Raw genomic sequence first — 18713 nt, forward strand, 5'->3', positions numbered from 1 at the left:
ATCTCGGTGGTCGCCGGCAATTTCGATTGCCTCGGCCAACATCATGACGGCGTCGTACGCCTGTGCGTCGTAGGCGGTCAGTTGATAATCAGGCCCCTTCACCGCCTGCACCTTGCGACGCAGTTCGGCGGTTCTCGGGTTGTTCTCACTGAGCGAGCCCATGTACACCATGCCGCTCAACGCCTTCGAGTCCGCCAAAGCCCAAGATGCGGGCTGGTTTCCGATGGAAGCGAGTGAGAAGCGTTGCGTCTGCGGGGTGACCTTCGACAAGGTGTTGTGCGCGAGGATTTCGAAGTGCCCGCCGATACTGGCGACCAGAATCGCGTCCGGTTCGGTTTCCGCGAGACGTGAGACCTGTGCGGTGATGTCCGCGGCATCGACCGGCGCCTTTTCGACGCCCGTCACTCTCGCGCACTTCTCGAGCGCCGGCCGCAGGGTCTTGATGATTCCGTCGATGGACGCACTCGCGTCACCGAGAATTCCCAGGGACTTGTACCCCATCTTCTCGAAAGCCCCGCAGTACACCTGGGCGTACTGCTTCAACGAGTTCGGAATCATGAACGAGAAGTCGTTGTCGGGCGCCGAGGCAAAGGCGTCGCTGAGAACGACCGGAGCTATCGCAGGAATCTTCGACTGCTGGAGAATCGACTTGGCCTGCAGCACCGACCCGCTGCCCGTGGCGAGGATGACCGCACTGGACCCGTGATCGACCAACTTCCGAATGATCGACGGGGTTTTGGTGGGACTGCTCTCGTCGTTCTCGACAACCAATTCGACTTGCTTACCGTTGATTCCGCCCGCCTGGTTGATCAGGTCGACGGTCATCCGCACCGTCTTGCCGGCGATCGTGCTGTACGACGCACCGGGCCCGGTGGAGTCCTCGTCCAAACCGATGACGATGGTGTCTTCGGGAATGACACCGGCAGATGCGCACGCGCTCGCCCCGAGGACCACTGCCGCGCAGACGGCGATCGCCTTTCCGAGTCTCACATCGAACTCCCGTCCAAACTGTGCTTGGTAAATCAAACAAGCGCTTGATTTACGAGTGTGAACAGAAATATGCACTGGGTCACACTGATAGTCAAAATCCGAACTACACGCGCAGGAACTGCGGTGTTACGGCTTCTGCAGCTGCCGGATCGACGAGCTGAGTTCGCGAATGACGGACTTCAATTCGTCGACATCAGAGCGGAGTTCGGCAAGGTCCGAGTCGGGAGATTCGGTCTGCGCTTCCTTCTTCGCCGTGCGCCGCGCAATGCGTGCCACCGGCTCGCCGTCGACGGAACGTGCGGCAAAGCCGTCCAGGAAAACCGAAATCAGATTGCGCTGCAGATCTTCGGCCAATTCGGAAAGCTGTGGGCGATACTGCGCGACGGTGGACCAGACGGATTCACGCAGGAGACGGTGAAACTGTTCGGGATCGATGTCTTCCCGAAACTCCGCGTCGGCAATTCCGCGAGCGATAGCCGATCGCCAGTAGCTGTGTGCCTTCTGAACCAGGATGGTGATGGGCGCGTCCGCCGGTTGCGACGAAAGTATGGCTTCTCCCTGATAGACCTCCGTGGCATACGGGTGATCCACCGCCGAGGCAAAGGAGACCGACACCATCGTGGCCAGGCGATTTCGAGCCGAACCTTCCGGTTCGATCGAGTCCTCGTACCGGACGTTGAGATCTTCGAGGAACCGGACGACGATCTCGTTGGCTATCGCATCCTTGGAGTCGAAGTAGTGATAGAGGCTGCCGGAGAGGATCCCGACTTCGTCGGCGATGTCGCGCACCGTCGTCGCGGCGATCCCCCGCTCACTGAACAGCTTGGCCGCATGAGCGAGTATTTCGTCCCGTCGGGTCGAGCGCACGAGAAGATCCTTCCGACGTTCCGATCGTCAAGCGAGTGCTTGATCAATTTCTCGTCGATGCTAACACCGCACCCTCGCTGACCTGCGGTGTGAGGTCCTGGACACCCAATCGAAACACCGGACACACACTTGTCACCGACAGTCATTCCACCGCAACAACTTCCACCTACTCTGTGCACTCGACGAATACAGCGTTGTATACGCACTCCGGATACAGATCTGTCAGAGCCATTGTCTGCCAGAGCCATCGACACGAAAGGCCCGTACATGCGAACCTTCTCGAAGCGCACCCTTGCCGCGCCGGCCGCTCTCGCCGCGCTGGGCTTGGTTCTCACCGGCTGCGGAAGCAAGGCAACAGACACCGCATCGGGAGATTCGACGGCTACGTCGTGCGTCGACACCTCGGGGGACACGATCAAGGTCGGTTCCCTGAATTCACTCTCGGGCACCATGGCCATCAGTGAAGTGACGGTCCGCGACTCCATCTCGTTGGCGGTGCAGGAGATCAACGATTCCGGCGGTGTACTGGGTAAGAAGATCCAGATCGTGGCAGAGGACGGCGCGTCGGAGCCGACAGTGTTCGCCGAGAAGGCCGAGAAACTGATCAGCAGCGATTGCGTCGCAGCAGTTTTCGGTGGCTGGACCTCCTCGAGCCGCAAGGCCATGCTGCCCGTGTTCGAGGACAACAACTCTTTGCTCTACTACCCGGTCCAGTACGAGGGACTGGAAGATTCGAAGAACATCTTCTACACGGGTGCAACGACCAACCAGCAGATCATCCCGGCTCTGGATTACCTGAAGGAGAAGGGCGTCAAGTCGCTGTATCTGGTCGGCAGCGACTACGTGTTCCCGCAGACCGCCAACCGCATCATCAAGGCGTACGCGGCAGCGAACGGCATCGAGATCAAGGGCGAGGATTACACGCCTCTGGGTTCGACCGACTTCTCCACCATCGTGAACAAGGTCCGCACAGCCGACGCCGATGCCGTGTTCAACACACTCAACGGCGATTCCAACGTTGCATTCTTCCGTGAATACTCGAATGTCGGCCTGAAGCCCGCCGACATGCCCGTCGTCTCCGTCTCCATTGCGGAGGAAGAGATCGGTGGTATCGGAGTCCAGAACGTCGAAGGCCAGCTGACGGCGTGGAACTACTACCAGACCATCGACTCCCCCGAGAACAAGAAGTTCGTCGCGGCGTACAAGGCGAAGTTCGGCCAGGACAAGCCCACGTCCGATCCGATGGAAGCGGCATACACCTCCGTCTACCTCTGGAAGAACACCGTCGAGAAGGCCAACTCGTTTGCGGTCAAGGATATTCAGGACAACGCCGACGGTGTGACCTTCCAGGCGCCCGAAGGACTCGTCACCATCGACGGCGACAACCACCACATCACCAAGACTGCCCGGATCGGCGAAATCCGTTCCGACGGACTGATCTACACGGTCTGGGATTCGGGACAGCCGATCGAGCCGGATCCGTACCTGAAGAACTACCCCTGGGCTGAGGGGCTCGGTAGCTGATCGACGAAAGGCGGAATTGACGGAATCGACGAGTAGAGAGGTGGAGCGTCTGTCATGGATGTTGTGATCGGGCAGTTGTTCACGGGTTTGAGTATCGGATCGATTCTCCTGTTGGCAGCGTTGGGGTTGTCTCTCACGTTCGGGCAGATGGGTGTCATCAACATGGCACACGGCGAGTTCATCATGGCCGGCTCGTACACCGCATACGTAGTGCAGCAGGTGATCTCGAATGCAACGGGATCGTTGATCATTTCTCTGCTCGTCGGTTTCGTCGTCGGCGGACTGATGGGTGTTGTGCTCGAAGTGGTCCTGGTATCGCGGATGTACCACCGACCCCTCGACACGCTGTTGGTGACATTCGGCGTCGGATTGATCCTTCAGCAGTTGGCGCGCGACATCTTCGGCGCGCCGGCAGTCAATGTTTCGGCGCCGAGCTGGCTTTCGGGCGGGGTCGATATTTTCGGCGCCGTGGTGCCGAAAACCCGCATCTTCATTCTGGTGTTGGCGATCGCAGCGGTGATCGCACTTTCGGTCGCACTGAAGCAGTCGTCGATGGGTAGACGCATCCGGGCCGTCGTCCAGAATCGCGATCTGGCCGAGACGAGCGGAATCTCCTCTCGTCGTACGGACATCACGACCTTCTTCCTCGGTTCCGGGCTCGCCGGCGTCGCGGGTGTCGCGTTGACGCTCATCGGTTCCACCAGCCCGACCATCGGCCAGTCCTATCTGATCGACGCCTTCCTGGTTGTTGTCGTCGGCGGTCTCGGTCAGATGAAGGGAGCCGTGATCGCAGCCTTCGCCCTCGGCATCTTGAACTCGTTCATCGAGTACTCGACGACAGCGTCGATCGCGAAGGTGATCGTGTTCGTCATCATCGTCGTCTTCCTTCAAGTTCGGCCGCAGGGCCTGTTCGCAGTCAAGACGAGGAGCCTCGTATGAGCATCCTGAACAATTCCCGAATTCGGGTGTGGGGCGGTTTTGCACTCGCCGCCATCGTGCTGTTCGCCGTCGCTCCGGCTGTGCTCTCGGACTTCAGGCTGTCACTGTTGGCCAAATTCCTGTGCTTCGCCATAGTCGCTGTCGGTATCGGTTTGGCTTGGGGCAGAGGCGGAATGCTCACGCTCGGCCAGGGGGTGTTCTTCGGGATCGGCGCATACGTGATGGCGATGCACCTCAAGATCGCCGATGCCGAACTCAAGGGTGACGCGGTCCCGGACTTCATGTCCATCGCCGGCAAGACCGAACTGCCGGGATACTGGCAACCGTTCGCCTCGCCATTCGTGGCGATCTTCGCCATCCTTTTCCTGCCGGCCGCTGTTGCCTTTCTCCTCGGACTCGGTGTGTTCAAGCGGAGAGTCAAGGGCGCGTACTTCGCGATCCTCTCGCAGGCACTCGCCGCGGCTTTCGCGATCCTCTTGATCGGCCAGCAGTCGATCGGTGGCAGCAACGGCCTCAACCGTTTTCGTACGTTCTTCGGTTTCAATCTCAACGATCCGGCGAACAAGCAGATGTTGTTCTTCATCGCTGCCGGAGTTCTTCTCGCATCGGTCGCTCTGATTCGCCAGCTGATGAACTCCCGATACGGCGAACTCCTCGTCGCCGTCCGTGATCAAGAGGAGCGAGTACGTTTCCTCGGATACGATCCCGCGAACATCAAACTGGTCGCCTACGTGACCGCGGCATTCCTCGCCGGTATCGCCGGCGCGCTGTTCGTTCCGATCGTGGGCATCATCTCCCCCGCCGACGTCGGGATCGTCCCGTCCATCGCTTTCCTCATCGGGGTCGCGATCGGCGGCCGCGCAACGCTTCTCGGTCCGGTACTCGGTGCGATCGGCGTCGCGTGGGCGCAGTCGACATTCTCGGAGAAACTCCCTTCGGGATGGATCTACGCACAAGGGTTGATGTTCATCGTCGTGGTCGGGTTCTTCCCGGCAGGTGTGGCCGGATTGTTCGCCCTGATGCGCCACCGCAAGAAGCGTGAGACCCCGGCCGACCCGCCGGTCAAGGTCTCCCAACCCGAACCAGTGGAGGTGTCGTCATGACCAACACAACCGCCACCAGCGAACCCACACCGGCACTGGGTGGCAACGCCGGAATGTCGTCCGAGTACCTCGAAGTACGAAATCTTTCGGTCAGCTTCGACGGTTTCAAGGCCGTCGACGGCGTCGACTTGACCCTCATGCAGGGCGACCTGAGGTTTCTCATCGGCCCGAACGGGGCTGGAAAGACAACGTTGGTCGACGCCATCACCGGACTCGTTCCCGCGACGGGTTCCATCACGAAGTCCGGCGAGCAACTGCTCGGCAAGAAGGTTCACAAGATCGCCCGCCTCGGCGTCGGGCGAACCTTCCAGACGGCAAGCGTCTTCGAAGAGCTCTCGGTGCTGCAGAATCTCGACATCGCGGCCGGAGCCGGCCGATCACCGTGGAACCTGCTCAGAAAACGCAAAGGTGTGCTTCCCGAGATCGAAGAGGCGCTGGAGACAACCGGGTTGGAGCACCTCAGGGACACCGCCGCAGGCATTCTGGCGCACGGACAGAAGCAGTGGCTCGAAATCGGAATGTTGTTGGTACAGAACTGTTCCGTGCTCCTGCTCGACGAGCCCGTCGCAGGCATGAGCCTCGAGGAGCGCGAGGAGACCGGGAACCTTCTGCGGCGCATCGGCGGTGCGCGAACCGTCGTCGTAGTCGAGCACGACATGGACTTCATGCGATCCTTCGCCACGTCCGTCACAGTGCTCGCCGCTGGGAAAGTGCTTGCCGAAGGAACTGTGGCGGAGGTCCAAGCCGACCCCAAGGTGCAAGAGGTCTACCTCGGCACAGCCGCTGCCGGAACCGATCTCGGCGCCGACACCGAACCGACCCCGGAGGACTGAATCATGCTCGAGCTCGTCGACATCCGCGCCGGCTACGGACGCACCGAAGTGATCCACGGCGTATCCCTGCTGGTTCCCAGCGACGGAGTTGCGGCAGTCATGGGTCACAACGGTGCGGGTAAAACCACCTTGCTGCGCGCCGCCGTCGGTCTGATCAAACCTACACGGGGAAAGGTACTTCTGAACGGTGAGGACATCACCGGTCTACGGCCGAGCGCCCGCGTCGCTCGCGGACTTGCCTACGTACCCCAGGGTCAGCAGTCGTTCGGACAACTGACAACTGCCGAGAATCTTCGGGTGGTCGCCGACGGGCGCAAACGCGGAAAGGCACTCATCGCAGAGGCATTGGATCTGTTTCCCGCACTCACCACGCTCCTCGACCGTCGCGCGGGACTTCTCTCCGGTGGACAGCGACAACAGCTTGCCATCGCTCGCGCCCTGATCACCGAGCCCAAGATCCTCATTCTGGACGAGCCGACCGAGGGCATTCAACCCAACGTGGTCGCCGAAATCGAAAGGACCGTCATGGAACTCACCGAACGCGGCGATCTCGGTGTCCTCCTCGTAGAGCAGCACATCGGTTTCGCGCTCCAATCTGCGCAGCATTACAGCATTCTCGCGGCGGGACACGTGACCTCGACCGGTGAGGGCGGCACCACGTCCACCGAGGCGGTTCGTCGAGCGATGGCAATCTGACATGAGTGTGCGCCCGCCGCTGCGCGAGCAGGTCTATCGGTCGATCCGGAACGATCTGATGTCGGGTCAGATCGCGCCATCCGAACGACTGGGCGAGGAACGGTTGGCTCATCTCTACGGTGTCTCGCGAACACCGGTGCGCGAAGCGCTCGCGAAGTTGGAATCCGACGGGCTGGTCGAGCGCGACGAACACGGCCTCTTTCCGTACCGACCGCACCTCGACGAGTTGGGTGGCCTCTACGAGCTGCGCATACTCCTCGAGGTACACGGACTTCGGCGGGTACTCGACGGTGAGGCCCCCGCTCATGATCGAGACGCGCTCGGTTCCGAACTCGACAAGTGGTACGCATTTCTCAAACAGATGCCGGTACCGGACGCCGGTTTCGTGACGCTCGACGAGGAGTTCCACATCGCGCTCCTCGCCTCGTCCGGAAACCACGCGTTGGTCGACGCTCTTCAGGCCGTCAACTCGAAGCTGCGCCCCGTGCGGATGTTCGACTACCTGACTCCCGACCGTATGAAGGCCACCGTGGAGGAACATATCGCCGTCGTCGAGCTGGTTCTGGACGGCAAGATTCCGCAAGCGCACGAGGCACTGGTATCGCATATCGACATCTCTCGTGCGGTTGTCCTCGACCGTGCTCGTCAGGCCCTCTCGTTGGCCGCCATGGCCAACGCTGTGCGGAACTGATCGAGCGGGGGTCACCGCCCCTCCGAAAATCGCACTTGCTCAGCGTGGGAAGGCTCTCGGAAATAGGAATGGACTCACAGCGGTTGCACCTCACAACGACGTTTGCGTTCTATTCGCTGAGAAAGGCACCACATTCATGGCCGTCCCACTTTCCATCCTCGATCTCGCCCACATCGGCGACAACGAAACCGCCAAAGACAGCTTCGACGCCAGCGTGACCTTGGCGCAGCGTGCCGAGGAGTGGGGTTACAAGCGAATCTGGTATGCCGAGCACCACAACATGGGTTCCATCGCGTCTTCGGCCACCAGCGTTCTGATCAGCCACGTCGCCGCGCACACCAGCAAAATCCGCCTCGGCGCCGGTGGAATCATGCTGCCCAACCACGCGCCGCTGACGATCGCCGAGCAGTTCGGCACCCTCGAGACTCTGCACCCGGGTCGCATCGATCTCGGTCTCGGTCGCGCGCCCGGTAGTGATCAGAAGACGATGCAGGCTTTGCGACGCGACCCGAGTTCTTCGGACAGCTTCCCGCAGGACGTACTCGAGCTTCAGGGCTACCTCGGCGACACTTCGCGCGTCCCCGGAATCAATGCCGTTCCCGGTAAGGGCACTCACGTTCCGCTCTACATTCTCGGATCGTCATTGTTCGGAGCCAAGCTCGCCGCGATGCTCGGCCTGCCGTATGCATTTGCCTCGCACTTCGCCCCCAACGCCCTGCGCGACGCCGTCGCGATCTATCGACGCGAGTTCAAGCCGTCGGAGCAGTTGGCGGAGCCGTACGTCATCGCGGGCGTCAACGTCATCGCCGCCGACACCCATGAGCAGGCTCAGCAGGACTTCCTCGCGGCCAAGCGTTCGCGCGTCAGCCTTCTTCTCGGACGCGGACGCAAGTTCACGGACGACGAAGCGGACATGCTGCTCGACTCCCCCGCGGGTCAGCAGGTTCTGCAGATGACCAAGTACAGCGCCATCGGCACGCCCACGGAGGTCCGCGCCTACCTCGACGAGTTCACCGAGCATGCACAGGCCGACGAGCTGATCACGGTGTCGACCGGCACCAACCGCGAGGCTTGGTTGCGCACGTTCGAACTCCTCGCCGACGTGAGCGATCTGGTACCCGCCTAAGCTGCCGGTATGGGCGATCCATCCCGTCGCGGGTTCATCTCGGTACTGGCAGTTCTACTTTCGACGGGTTGGGCCGCCAACCACTTTGCTGCGCTCATCCCGGTTCTCCGGGTGGACGAGGGCCTTTCGCATACCGTGCTCGACGGTGTTTTCGGTATCTACGCGCTCGGACTTCTACCCGGCCTGTTGACCGGTGGAGCACTGTCGGATCGCGTCGGCCGAGCTGTAGTCGTCCTGCCCGGAGCGCTCATAGCCTCGCTCGGAACCTTGATTCTTCTTCTCTGGCACGACGCGCCCGGGCTCATGGTCGGGCGCCTCGTTGTCGGTATCGGTGCCGGTCTGGCAATCGGCGCCGGTACCGCGTGGGCGGCTGACCTTCGCGGCAAGTCCGGAACCGTGATGGCGGGCGTAGTACTCACCTCGGGTTTCGCACTGGGACCACTGTTTTCGGGTCTGTTGGCACAATTTGCCGCCTTCCCACTCGCTACGCCCTTTGTCGTCTCGGCCTTCTTGTCGGTGGGTTCGGTTACCGCGGCAGCTGTGTGGAGTCGTACACCTGTTTCCGTAGAAGCCGCGACCATCACACCCGTCCCAGACGGCGCGGAGCGCTCCGTCGCAAATGCGCCAGACGGCGCGGAGCGCTCCGTCGCAAATGCGCTGCTCTGGGCACTTCCGTTGGCGCCGTGGGTGTTCGCCAGCGCAACAGTCTCTTTCGTGACCATGACGGCCAGGCTCGGGGACCGCTACTCAGGTCCTCTCCTTCCGGGTTTCGCGGCGGCGCTGACTCTGGGTGCTGGAATCCTGGTTCAAACCGCTGCGCGCCATCGCAATTGGGGTCCTCAGGCCGGCACGGTCGGCGCCGCACTGGCGGCGCTCGGATACTGCCTGGTCGCCGTCGGCGGCGCGCACCCCGCGCTCGGGTTGTTCATCGTCTGCGCGCTCGTCCTCGGTACGGCCTACGGACTGTGTCTACGCGAGGGACTGCTCGACCTCGAGTCGCTGGCTCCCCCCGCCTCGCGGGGCGCCCTGACCGGGATCTTCTACGTCGGCACCTATCTCGGATTCGGACTGCCGGTGCTACTGGTTGTCATCGAACCCACGATGGGTCCGTCGCTGCCGTTGGTGATCCTCGCCGCTGTTGCCGCCATCGTTGCCGTGGTCCGATTCCGTCGATTGCGGTCGACCCAGGCTTCCACGTCACATCCGCGTCTCGAAGCCGCATCGGTCTGAACACCCGTTCGGACGGAGTTGGCGGTACTTGCAGTCGCAGCTACCCGGCGGTGTTAGCGTCGGAGGACCAGAAGGTCACTGCGTAGGGACACAGCAATGGGCAAGAGCGAGGCGGGCAAGGCCGAATCGGCCAAGAGTAGTGCGGACGACCTGACGGGTCGGCGCATCCTGATCACCGGCGCTGCCCGCAATATCGGTTCTTCGCTGGCCAGACGCCTGTACGACCGTGGTGCGTCCGTGGGACTGCTCGGCCTCGAGCCTGAACTTCTCGAACAAGTCGCCACTTCCTGCGGCCGCGCGCCGTGGCAGTTGTGCGACGTCGCCGACCTCGAGCAGGTATCTCGCGGCGTCGACTACATCGCTGAGAAGCTGGGAGGCATCGACGTCGTCGTCGCCAATGCCGGTGTCGAGGCGAACTCGTCGATCCTCGGCGGCGACCCTGCGGACATGCGCCGCGCCGTCGAAGTCAATCTCATGGGCACGTACTACACCCTGCGCGCAGCCGGTCCGCACATCAGTCACGAAAACGGTTACGCCCTGGTGGTCGCCTCGGCTCACGGCGCCGCCAAGCATCCGTTTCGCGGACCGTTCGGTGCTTCGCGCGCCGGCGTCGAAGCCTTGGGTGACGCGTTGCGCTTGGAAATGAAACACCTCGGCACCAAGGTGGGCGTCGCGTATATCGGCGACATCGACACCGATACCACTGCACTGTCGTTCGACGGAGCACGCGGAACCCTCGCCAGCGTCGGCACCACGACCGTCGCTGACGCCGTCGACGCGTTCGAGCGCGGTATCGTCGGCCGGAAGTCACGCGTACACGCGCCCCGCCGCAGCGCCGCGGTTCGCCACATCGCGCAACGAGCTATCGACCTCCGTCCCTCTCACATCCGTGGAGTCGCATGAACCCCCGCATCCCGCCCGGCCGATTCAAGGACCTCGGTCCGATCAACTGGGGAATCTGGCGTGTCCTGTCGAAGGCTGCCGGAGCACCCGATGCGCATCTGTTCAGCACCTTGGGGCGCACGGGTGGACTCTTCCGCGGTTGGCTGCACTACTCCGGCTCACTCATGCCCGGCGGCAAGATCTCTCGCCACGACACCGAACTGATCATCCTGCGGGTCGCGCACCTGCGGGACTGCGGTTACGAGATGGATCACCACATCAGGCTCGGCCGCAAAGCCGGAATCGACGCAGAAGAACTGGCCCGAATCATCGAGGGCCCTGGCGCTTCCGAGTTGAGTCCGCGTCACCGTGCGATCTTGACTGCGGTCGACGAGTTGGTCACCACCAAGGACGTCACCGACAACACGTGGGGAACGCTCTCGCAGCATCTCGACGATCGTCGGTTGATCGAATTCACCTTGTTGGTCACTCAGTACGACGGCCTGGCCACCACGATCGGAACCTTGCGGGTTCAGCGCGACTTCTCCTGAAGTTCCGCGGCGGCCGTAACTCAGCTCTAACCCGAAGACATCTGGACGAAACACCTGATCAATAGCGTATACAGGTATGTCGACAGGGATGAATACGGCGCCGGAGCCACTGCGTGAGGTGGTCTACCGGGAACTACGCACCGAACTGGTCAACGGGACTATCGGGTTCGATCAGCGCCTGACGGAACCGAAACTCTCCACGCGTTTCGGCATTTCTCGCACACCAGTACGGGAAGCGTTGACGATGCTGTGCGCCGATGGACTCCTGCGCCGGGAAGAGTACGGGTTCTCCGCCGTGCGCCCGAGTATCCCGCGGATCCGAGATCTGTATGAACTCCGAATCACTCTGGAACTACAGGGAATTACCCGGGCGATCGCAGATCCGACGATCCGGCACGACCGAACAATCCTCGACGACGAATTGGTGCGGTGGCGTGCCCTGGCTCTCGATCCGCCCGCTCAGGAACCGGGGTTCGTCGAACTGGACGAGGAATTCCACGTCGCCGTACTGAGGGCGTCGGGAAACAATGAACTGGTCGCGTCGCTGCTGTCGGTGAATTCCCGTATCCGGCACGTTCGGATGTACGACTTCATGGTCAACGGCCGCATCGACACCTCGATCGCGGAGCACATTCGAATCCTCGAAGAACTACGTGCCGGCAATCTGCCCGAGGCCCGCACGCTTTTGCACCAGCACATCGGCGAGTCTCTCGACGTCGTCCTCGACCGGGTGACCCGCGCGATCACCGCGCTCTCACTCGCCAACATCACGGACTGATCGGAGCAGTACACACCATGACCATCGCAGCAGAAGTTTTCACCCCGACAGCCCGGGTCGAGCAGGCATTCCAGCGGATCGAGGAAGTAGATCGCCCCGAAGTCTGGATCACGTTGCGCCGCAAGGAAGATGTGCTTGCCGATGCCGCTTCGGTCGAAGCCAGAATCGCCGCGGGCGAGCATCTTCCTCTGGCTGGGCGTCTGGTCGCCGTCAAGGACAACGTCGACGTCGCCGGTCTGCCGACCACAGCGGCGTGCCCCGAATTCGCGTATTCGCCGGACGAAACCGCCAGTGCCGTTGCGCGGTTGATCGAGCACGGGGCTGTTGTTCTGGGGAAGACCAATCTGGACCAGTTCGCCACCGGACTGGTCGGAACGCGCAGTCCGTACGGAGCCGTTCGCTGCGCCTGGGACGAAGAGTTGATCTCGGGCGGTAGTAGCTCCGGATCCGCCGTCGCTGTCGCGCTGGGAATTGCAGACATCGGAATCGGCACCGACACTGCCGGTTCGGGCCGGGTGCCGGCAGCGTTCCACGGGATCTACGGACTCAAGCTCTCGCTCGGCGTCATCCCCGCCCACGGAGTAGTGCCCGCCTGCGTGGACTACGACGCTCTGACGGTATTTGCCGACGACCTCGAATTGGCAACCGCGGCAGCGGCAATCATGATCGGCCACGAACCTCGGGATCCCCGCAGCCGCGTCTGGCCTTCCGACGTTCGTCTCGCGGCGGCGCCGAATCCCCGCGTCGCCGTCCCCCGAATCGAGGATCTCGCTCAACTGAGCCCGTCGTATACAGCAGCATTTCAGGACACTGTGACAGCTCTGGTAGCCGGCGGCGCCGAGACCGAGACCGTCGACATATCCGGACTGCTCGACGCGGCCCGATTGCTCTACGACGGCGCCGTGGTGGCGCAGCGGTACGCCGCTGCCGGCGAGTTCCTCGAAACTCGTCCTGCCGGAGCAGATCCCGCGGTGTCCGACATCGTGCTCGGCGCGAAGCACCCCACCGGATACCAGCTAGTCGACGATCTCGACGCTCTCACCCACGCCAAGGCTGCCGCCCGGGAACTCCTCGCCGGGTTCGACGCCCTACTGCTTCCCACCACCACCGAACATCCGACCATCGCTGCCGTGACCGAGGATCCATTCGGAATCAACCGCCGGATGGGAACTTTCACCAACTTCTGCAACCTGCTCGACATGGCGGCCGTCGCGGCGCCCGGACACCGCACTGCCGAAGATCACCCGTTCGGCGTCATGTTCGTCGTACCCGCTTTCGACGACCAGATCGCCATCGACCTCGCCGCACGACTCGGTGATGTGCCTTCACCCACCCTCGTCGATACCGGAATCGACCTCGCAGTATTCGGCGCTCACCTGCGCGGGCAACCCCTCAACACACAGTTGGTCGACCTCGGCGCGCGGTACGTCGAAACCGTCACGACCTCGGATGCCTACCGGCTCTTCGCTCTCGACACGACGCCACCGAAGCCCGGCCTGGTACGCCGTGGCCCTGGACTCGGCGCACCGGTCGTCGGCGAGATCTTCCGAATCTCACCGGCCGGGCTGGGAACGTTCCTCGCCGCCTTGCCTGCACCGATGGCGCTCACGAGCGTCGAGTTATCCGACGGCAGAACGACAGTCGGTTTCAGCTGCACTCATGACGCCGTAAACGGCGCAGCTGACATCACCGACTACGGCGGTTGGGCCGCGTACCTCTCTCGCTGACAGTCACGGCTTGCAGATTCGAGTGACGGCCTCGCGCACCACCTCACGGCGGCGCGCGATCTCGTCGGCGTCGACGTTCTGGTTGTCGGCCACACCGGGGGCCACCACCCAGCCGAACACGAGGCCGAACAGCATCGTGATCAGGTCCTGGGGGTCCCAGTGCTTCGAGATGAGGCCGTCTTCTTGAGCCTTGCGGATCGTGGCCATTCGCGGAACCCAGCTGGAATGTTCCTCGGCCAACTTCTTCATCCGTGGTGCCTCACCCTGCAATTGACCCCAGATCATCATCCGTTGAATCTGTGGTTTGCCGAGCATTGCGTCGAACAGTTCGACAGCATGCGCGGGCATGTCTTCACCGGTGAACTCGACGGATTCCATCGCCTGCTCGAAGTCGACGTCGAGCACCGCGTGGAACAACGCGACCTTGTCACCGAAATATGCGTAGAGGCGCTCCTTACTGGCGTTTCCGTTCTTCGCAATCCGATCGATGCGCGCACCGGCAAGCCCATAGGTGCCGAATTCTTCTTGCGCAGCGTCGAGGATTCGCTGTTTCGTCGCGGTCACGTCAGTGGGAGCCATAGTGATGATGGTAACCGAACGAACTATTTCGTTTGACTCACCCGAGAAGGCTGGAATACCTTTTTCCAATGACCACCACGTCCCACGTCGACGGCGGCACTCTGCCACCGATCCCGGCTGTCTCCGAGAATCCGAATCATCAACGTCGCTGGCTGGTGCTCTGCATCGTCGCGTTCGCTCAACTCATGGTGGTGCTCGACGGCACCATCGTCTCCATCGCCCTACCGGCAGCCCAGGAGGAACTGGGCATAAGCGACCTTGACCGCGCGTGGGTGGTCACGTCGTACGCCTTGGCGTTCGGTGCGCTGCTGCTCCTCGGCGGACGTATCGCCGACTACTGGGGCCGAAAGCGATCCTTCATCGTCGGCATGGCGGGCTTCGCGGTTGCCTCCGGCATCGGCGGCATCGCGCAGAGCGGTATCGAACTGTTCATCGCTCGCGCCGGCCAGGGCGTCTTCGCAGCATTGCTCGCGCCCGCTGCGCTGTCGATGCTCACCACCACCTTCATCGGAGAGAAGGAGCGCGCCAAGGCTTTTGCCGTCTACGGCGCGATCTCCGGCGGTGGCGCTGCTATCGGCCTTCTCCTCGGTGGAGTGCTGACGCAGTACGTCGACTGGCGCTGGTGCCTGCTCGTCAACATCCCGATCGCGCTGATCGCCATCGCTGCGGCCGTCCCGATCGTCAAGGAAACCAAAGCGCACGGCGACACGAGCTACGACCTTCCCGGCGCTGTCCTCATCGCCCTGGGGCTCGGCTCACTGGTCTACGGATTCACACGCGCCGAGCACGGCTGGGGTCAGGCGGACACTTTGCTGTTCATCGCACTGGGTCTGGTCTTCCTCGCGATCTTCGTGGTCGTCGAGAGCCGCAGCAAGAATCCGCTTCTACCGCTGAGCGTTCCGTGGCATCGCGATCGCGGCGCTGCTCTGATCGGCTCCATGCTGGTGGGCGCCGCCCTGCTCGGCGGCACGTTGTACCTGACGTTCTACCTGCAGATCGTGCTCGGATTCAGCCCGGTCATGGCCGGCGTCGGATCGCTGCCGATGGCGTTCTTCATCGTCTTGGCGTCGACCATCGCAGCGCAGTTGTCCACCAAGATCGGCCCCAAGCCGCTCATGGTCGCCGGCCCGCTGGTGGCAGCAGTAGGACTGCTCATGCTGACCCAGATCGAGGTACACAGCTCCTACTGGACGCACGTGTTCCCCGGCCTCGCGATCTTCGGCTTCGGACTGGGTCTGCTGATGGTGCCGATGCAGAACCTCGCACTGATCGGTGTCCCCGACCACGACGCCGGCGCTGCCAGTGCCCTGGTCAACGCCACCCTGCAGATCGGCGGCGCACTCGGAACCGCACTGTTCACCACGATCTACGCTTCGGCCAAGTCGGCCTTCACCGCCGACAACGCGGCGCCGATCCCGCCGGAAGGCATTCCTGTCGACATGTCGAATGCGACCATCCCGACCGGCGATCAATTGGCACTACTCCCCCAGCCGGTACAGGACTTCGTCGCCTCGATGACGGACTACTTCTTCGGCGCCGAGGTATCCGGATACTCAGCCGCATTCGGTTGGGCGGCAATCTTGTTGGCGATCATCGCACCGGTAGTGCTGGTTCTGGTCCGCGCCAAGAAGGGTGATCTGCCCGCCGAGGGTGCAGTCCACATGGGGTAACCCCTGTGCGCCTTTATTAACCGCCCGCGGTTAATAAAGGCGCACAGCAGGTCAGGCCTTCCTCAACACCTCAGTCACCGGAGTGCTGCTGCGGCCGATCAACTTCTGCAGGTCACCCGACTCGGTGTCCAACGCCCCCTTGGCAATTGCAGCATCGGAATCGGCGAGGATCTGCGCAACCGGTGCAGGCAGTCCGACGCTCTCGAGAATGCCTTCGTATGCCTGCTCGTCCACGAACTGGTACGCGACGGGCTTGCCGGCGAATTCGCTGATCTTTGCGGCCAATTCGGCGTAGGTGAGCCTCTCGTCACCGCCCAACTCGTACACTGCGCCTTCGTGGCCATCGGTGGTCGCGACTACTGCTGCGGCGTCGGCGTAATCCGCACGCGCCGCAGCCGCGATCTTGCCTTCCGCTCCCGCACCGACCAGTGCGCCGCGTTCGATCACACCGGCCAGGTCGTTGGTGAAGTTCTCCCAGTACCAACCGTTGCGCAACAGCGCGAACGGAATACCGCTCCGAGTGAGCACGTCCTCGGTCGCCTTGTGCTCGGCAGCAAGCTTCATCGGCGTGTCCTGAGCATTCAATATGCTCGTGTAGGCGATGAATCCGACGCCGGCAGCCTTCGCCGCGTCGATGATGTTGGTGTGTTGCGCGAGCCGTGACCCCACTTCACTTCCCGAGATCAGCACCAGCTTGTCGACGCCCGCCAATGCGGTTTCCAACGCCGAGGCATCGGCGTAGTCCGCTTGGCGTACAACTACTCCGCGGGCGGCGAGGCTTTCCGCCTTCTGTGGATTGCGGACCACTGCGACGATGTCGGACGCGGCGGCTCCCCGCTCGATCAACGACTCGACTACCAGTTGTCCGAGGTTTCCGGTTGCGCCGGTGACTGCAATGCTCATGCGAACTCCCGATCCAGGTTGAAGCGTAAATGCGTTCTGCAACCATCATGCACTTATTTTTCGTAAGTGCAACACGGCGAGTTAGCGCTATCGGATCGTGCAGTAGTAGCCTGGGTTCATGACCAGCACCGACTCACCTTCACGTGCTGCCCAGACTCCTGATCCGAATGCCGACGTCGTGGACCCAACCCTCGAGGCTGACGTCTTCGCTCGCGGGTGCAACTCTCGGGCGGCATTGCAGAATGCAACCGGACGCTGGGGCGCACTCGCACTGGCAGCACTGAACGAGGGTCCGTACCGGTTCAGTGCCCTGCGCCGACGCGTCGACGGAGTCAGCGAGCGCATGCTCTCGCAGACCCTGCAAACACTCGAGCGGGATGGCCTCGTGCACCGTGAGGTACTCGAAACCATCCCGCCCAAAGTGGAATACAGCCTGACCGAACTCGGCGCCGACGTCGCCGCAAAGATCACGGCCCTGATCGAACTACTCGAATCGCAGGTGCCGAAAATCGTTGCGTCACAAGCGTCGTACGACGCCCGGAATCAGCTCAACTTGTCCGAGAGCTGAGCGATGAACTCGTCGAATGCGTAGGGAACGCTCAGCACCGTCGGAGCGGACGTAGCCATCGCGTAGTCCATTCCGACCAGACGAACCAGACGGCCGTTCGACACCGAGGTCATGTTCGCGAACGGACCGAAGGACATCAGCTTGTCCAGGTTGGTGCCGTCGGCGTCGACGAGAATGAAGACGTCGGCGTCGAGTGTGTCGATGGATTCCATGCCCACGGACACCGAACTGTCGCCGGAAGTGCACACTGCGTCGACACCGGGCGAGGTCTTCACCCCGAGCTGGCCGAGAAGACGGATCCGCGGGTCGGTGCCGCAGAAGACGATCAGGCCCTCGTCGGTGCGCATTGCATACGTTGCGGTTTTGCCCTGGAACTGTGGGTGATCAGCGGCCTGCTTCTCGAAGTACGCCCCGGTCTCGTCGATCAGCGTCTGAGCCTGCTCCGGCTGTCCGAGCGCTGCACCGATCATGCTCATCTGCTTGTCCCACGCCGTATCCCACGGCTGGTCGGGGAACGCGACGGTCGGCGCGATGTCACTGAGACGCTTGTACTCGCCCTCGTCGATGCCGGAGTACACGGCGAGGATCACGTCGGGATCGAGCCCGAGGATCTGCTCGAACGGGATATCGGGATTGGTCGTCATGAGAACAGGCTTGGCACCGTTCAGACGCGAAGCGTCCCAGGGCAGGATGTTGTTCTCGATGCCGGCGCCGGAGAAGCTCTCCATGGCGACCGGAACCTTGTTCAGTGCGATCACCGCATCCTGGCCACTCCATCCGATGGTCACGATGCGCATAGGCTCCGCGTCGATCGTCGTCGAACCGTAGGCGTGGTCGACGGTCACGGGGAACGCCCCCACCTCGGCGGCACCCGAAGCTTCGGCGTCCGATCCGGAGTCACCTGAGGTTCCACAGGCGGAGAGCGTCAGCGCGACGCAAGCCGCGAGCAGTACGGAACGAGTTTTCATGAGTGGTCCTTCGAAAGCCGAATGGTCGACTCGGGACGCTAATGCGTTGCGCGCCTACACCCCGACTCGAAGGCCTCAGATGGCGGTT

19 protein-coding genes are annotated in these 18713 nt (G+C 62.4%); 14 read left to right on the forward strand and 5 right to left on the reverse strand.

What is annotated here, in order from left to right; all coding sequences use genetic code 11:
* Together ASU23_RS18705 and ASU23_RS18710 are read right to left on the reverse strand one after the other, a co-directional pair.
* On the reverse strand, positions 1 to 990 hold a 990-nt coding region (locus ASU23_RS18705), incomplete at its 3' end, for an ABC transporter substrate-binding protein (protein ID WP_058038496.1).
* A 126-nt stretch (positions 991 to 1116) separates the two neighbouring features.
* The gene (locus ASU23_RS18710; protein WP_003941474.1) at positions 1117 to 1857 is read right to left on the reverse strand and encodes a TetR/AcrR family transcriptional regulator; all 741 of its coding nucleotides are present in this window, start codon (positions 1855 to 1857) and stop codon (positions 1117 to 1119) included.
* 267 nt (positions 1858 to 2124) lie between these two features.
* Between ASU23_RS18710 and urtA the strand changes: the two genes are divergently transcribed.
* The 12 genes from urtA (at position 2125) to atzF (ending at position 13937) form a co-directional block, all read left to right on the forward strand.
* Positions 2125 to 3381, forward strand: coding sequence for an urea ABC transporter substrate-binding protein (gene urtA, locus ASU23_RS18715; RefSeq protein WP_054781649.1), 1257 nt, complete (start codon positions 2125 to 2127; stop codon positions 3379 to 3381).
* A gap of 54 nt (positions 3382 to 3435) precedes the next feature.
* The gene (gene urtB / locus ASU23_RS18720; protein WP_003941514.1) at positions 3436 to 4320 is read left to right on the forward strand and encodes an urea ABC transporter permease subunit UrtB; all 885 of its coding nucleotides are present in this window, start codon (positions 3436 to 3438) and stop codon (positions 4318 to 4320) included.
* The gene (gene urtC, locus ASU23_RS18725) at positions 4317 to 5423 is read left to right on the forward strand and encodes an urea ABC transporter permease subunit UrtC (RefSeq protein ID WP_007735392.1); all 1107 of its coding nucleotides are present in this window, start codon (positions 4317 to 4319) and stop codon (positions 5421 to 5423) included. Before urtB ends, urtC begins: the two co-directional genes overlap by 4 nt.
* Positions 5420 to 6256 (forward strand): urea ABC transporter ATP-binding protein UrtD, encoded by an 837-nt coding sequence (gene urtD, locus ASU23_RS18730; RefSeq protein ID WP_003941545.1) that lies wholly within the window; start codon positions 5420 to 5422, stop codon positions 6254 to 6256. Before urtC ends, urtD begins: the two co-directional genes overlap by 4 nt.
* A gap of 3 nt (positions 6257 to 6259) precedes the next feature.
* A complete protein-coding gene (gene urtE / locus ASU23_RS18735) occupies positions 6260 to 6952 on the forward strand; it encodes an urea ABC transporter ATP-binding subunit UrtE (protein ID WP_003941544.1) in 693 nt (230 codons plus the stop codon).
* A gap of 1 nt (position 6953) precedes the next feature.
* Entirely contained in the window at positions 6954 to 7643 is a 690-nt protein-coding gene (locus ASU23_RS18740; protein ID WP_042923309.1) for a GntR family transcriptional regulator, read from the forward strand.
* Between the two features lie 136 nt (positions 7644 to 7779).
* Entirely contained in the window at positions 7780 to 8769 is a 990-nt protein-coding gene (locus tag ASU23_RS18745) for an LLM class flavin-dependent oxidoreductase (protein WP_039973481.1), read from the forward strand.
* 9 nt (positions 8770 to 8778) lie between these two features.
* Positions 8779 to 9999: an MFS transporter gene (locus ASU23_RS18750; protein ID WP_058038497.1), complete on the forward strand. Its 1221-nt coding sequence runs from the start codon at positions 8779 to 8781 to the stop codon at positions 9997 to 9999.
* A 96-nt stretch (positions 10000 to 10095) separates the two neighbouring features.
* On the forward strand, positions 10096 to 10902 hold the full coding sequence (locus ASU23_RS18755; protein WP_058038498.1) for an SDR family NAD(P)-dependent oxidoreductase: 807 nt from the start codon (positions 10096 to 10098) through the stop codon (positions 10900 to 10902).
* Complete coding sequence (locus tag ASU23_RS18760) at positions 10899 to 11432, forward strand: carboxymuconolactone decarboxylase family protein (RefSeq protein WP_047268860.1); 534 nt, start codon at positions 10899 to 10901, stop codon at positions 11430 to 11432. Before ASU23_RS18755 ends, ASU23_RS18760 begins: the two co-directional genes overlap by 4 nt.
* 76 nt (positions 11433 to 11508) lie before the next feature.
* Positions 11509 to 12210, forward strand: a complete 702-nt coding sequence (locus tag ASU23_RS18765; RefSeq protein ID WP_019744458.1) for a GntR family transcriptional regulator — start codon at positions 11509 to 11511, stop codon at positions 12208 to 12210.
* Between the two features lie 17 nt (positions 12211 to 12227).
* Positions 12228 to 13937, forward strand: a complete 1710-nt coding sequence (atzF, locus tag ASU23_RS18770) for an allophanate hydrolase (protein ID WP_058038499.1) — start codon at positions 12228 to 12230, stop codon at positions 13935 to 13937.
* Positions 13938 to 13940: 3 nt separating this feature from the next.
* Here atzF and ASU23_RS18775 read toward each other — a convergent pair whose 3' ends face one another.
* Entirely contained in the window at positions 13941 to 14516 is a 576-nt protein-coding gene (locus tag ASU23_RS18775; RefSeq protein WP_003941498.1) for a TetR family transcriptional regulator, read from the reverse strand.
* Between the two features lie 68 nt (positions 14517 to 14584).
* Between ASU23_RS18775 and ASU23_RS18780 the strand changes: the two genes are divergently transcribed.
* Complete coding sequence (locus ASU23_RS18780; RefSeq protein ID WP_003941517.1) at positions 14585 to 16186, forward strand: MFS transporter; 1602 nt, start codon at positions 14585 to 14587, stop codon at positions 16184 to 16186.
* A 51-nt stretch (positions 16187 to 16237) separates the two neighbouring features.
* Here the strand turns inward: ASU23_RS18780 and ASU23_RS18785 are convergent, their stop codons facing one another.
* Positions 16238 to 17089, reverse strand: coding sequence for an SDR family oxidoreductase (locus tag ASU23_RS18785; RefSeq protein ID WP_058038500.1), 852 nt, complete (start codon positions 17087 to 17089; stop codon positions 16238 to 16240).
* A gap of 118 nt (positions 17090 to 17207) precedes the next feature.
* Here ASU23_RS18785 and ASU23_RS18790 point away from each other — a divergent pair, with 118 nt between their 5' ends.
* Positions 17208 to 17657: a helix-turn-helix domain-containing protein gene (locus ASU23_RS18790; RefSeq protein ID WP_007735410.1), complete on the forward strand. Its 450-nt coding sequence runs from the start codon at positions 17208 to 17210 to the stop codon at positions 17655 to 17657.
* Here ASU23_RS18790 and ASU23_RS18795 read toward each other — a convergent pair.
* Positions 17633 to 18625 carry an iron-siderophore ABC transporter substrate-binding protein gene (locus ASU23_RS18795; RefSeq protein WP_054781530.1) on the reverse strand — a complete coding sequence of 331 codons (993 nt, stop codon included), beginning with the start codon at positions 18623 to 18625 and terminating at the stop codon, positions 17633 to 17635. The two genes, ASU23_RS18790 and ASU23_RS18795, sit on opposite strands and share 25 nt — an antisense overlap.
* Positions 18626 to 18713 lie beyond the last annotated feature (88 nt).

The sequence above is a fragment of the Rhodococcus sp. KB6 genome (assembly GCF_001445685.1).
Classification (GTDB): domain Bacteria; phylum Actinomycetota; class Actinomycetes; order Mycobacteriales; family Mycobacteriaceae; genus Rhodococcus_F; species Rhodococcus_F qingshengii.